2 protein-coding genes are annotated in these 1637 nt (G+C 74.3%); one reads left to right on the forward strand and one right to left on the reverse strand.

What is annotated here, in order from left to right:
• The coding region (locus V7793_RS37285; RefSeq protein WP_336014140.1) for a TetR/AcrR family transcriptional regulator at positions 1-549 on the forward strand (549 nt) is incomplete at its 5' end.
• Between the two features lie 62 nt (positions 550-611).
• Here the strand turns inward: V7793_RS37285 and metE are convergent.
• Positions 612-1637: 5-methyltetrahydropteroyltriglutamate--homocysteine S-methyltransferase (gene metE, locus V7793_RS37290; RefSeq protein ID WP_336014141.1), on the reverse strand; the 1026-nt coding region annotated here is incomplete at its 5' end.

Below are 1637 nucleotides of genomic sequence, written 5' to 3' on the forward strand. Positions count from 1 at the left end.
GCCGAGGCCGTCTGGAGGATCGCGGCGGAGCGGGGCCTGGAGGCGGCCAGCATGCGCGAGGTCGCGGCCGAGGCCGGGGTCTCGCTGCGCGTCGTCCAGTACCACTTCGGGAGCAAGCACGGCCTCCTCGTCTCAGCACTGCACCTGCTGCACGAGGAGAACGACCGGCGGGCCCGGGCGCGCATGGCCGCACTGCCCGACCCCGCGGACCTGCGGGCGGTGCTGGGCGCCGTCCTGAACGAGTTCCTGCCCCTGGACGAGCAGCGACGCAGCGCTCTGCGCGTCTTCGTCGCGTACTACGTGCGCAGCCTCACCGACCCGGCACTGGCCGAGGTCTTCCTGCACGCCTCCCAGCCCGTCGAGCGGCTCGTCGCCGACCTGATCGCGCAGGCGGGGGCGGCACCCGGCGCCGACCCGGGGAGGGAGGCGGACCTGCTGGTGTCAGGGGTGACGGGGCTGGGCATGGACGTGCTCCACGGCCGGCGCACCCTCGCCGACGTCCGGGCGACGCTGGACTACCACCTCGACCGGATCCTGCCCGCGCACTGACCGCACGGCGGGAGAGGACGGCGCCGGGTCGTCCGGCGCCGCCCCCTCCCGTCACCCGGCCGTCAGGAGGCCTGACCGGGGATCTCGGCCCGGACCGTGCGGGCCGCCGTGACCAGGTTCTCCAGGGAGGCCCGGACCTCGGTCCAGCCGCGGGTCTTCAGGCCGCAGTCGGGGTTGACCCACAGGCGCTCGCCGGGGATCGCCTCCAGGCCCTTGCGCAGCAGCGCCGCCGCCTCGTCCGCCCCCGGGATGCGCGGGGAATGGATGTCGTAGACGCCCGGGCCGACCTCGCGCGGGTAGCCGGCGACGGCCAGCTCCGCGGCGACCTGCATGTGCGAGCGGGCGGCCTCCAGGCTGATGACGTCGGCGTCGAGGTCGTCGATGGCCTGGAGGACGTCGCCGAACTCCGCGTAGCACATGTGCGTGTGGATCTGGGTGTCCGGCCGGACGCCGCTGGTGGACAGGCGGAAGGACTCGGTCGCCCACGCGAGGTACCCGGCGTGGTCGGCGGCGCGCAGCGGCAGCGTCTCACGGAGGGCGGGCTCGTCCACCTGGATGACCGACGTCCCGGCGGCCTCCAGGTCGTTCACCTCGTCGCGCAGGGCGAGGGCCACCTGGCGGGCGGTCTCGCCGAGCGGCTGGTCGTCGCGGACGAACGACCAGGCGAGCATGGTGACCGGGCCGGTCAGCATGCCCTTGACCGGGCGGCCCGCCACCGACTGGGCGAAGCGGGTCCAGCGCACGGTCATCGGCTCGGGGCGGGAGATGTCGCCGGCGAGGATCGGCGGGCGGACGTAGCGCGTGCCGTACGACTGGACCCAGCCGTGCTGCGTGGCCAGATAGCCCGTCAGCTGCTCGGCGAAGTACTGCACCATGTCGTTGCGCTCGGGCTCGCCGTGCACCAGGACGTCGATGCCGGCCTTCTCCTGGAAGGAGATGACCTCGCGGATCTCGGCCTCGATGCGCCGCTCGTACGCGGCCTCGTCGATCCGCCCGGCGCGCAGGTCGGCGCGGGCGGTGCGCAGCTCCGTGGTCTGCGGGAAGGAGCCGATGGTGGTGGTCGGCAGCAGCGGCAGGCCGAGGTGGGC

Source organism: Streptomyces sp. KLMMK (assembly GCF_036961605.1).
Taxonomy (GTDB): domain Bacteria; phylum Actinomycetota; class Actinomycetes; order Streptomycetales; family Streptomycetaceae; genus Streptomyces; species Streptomyces telluris.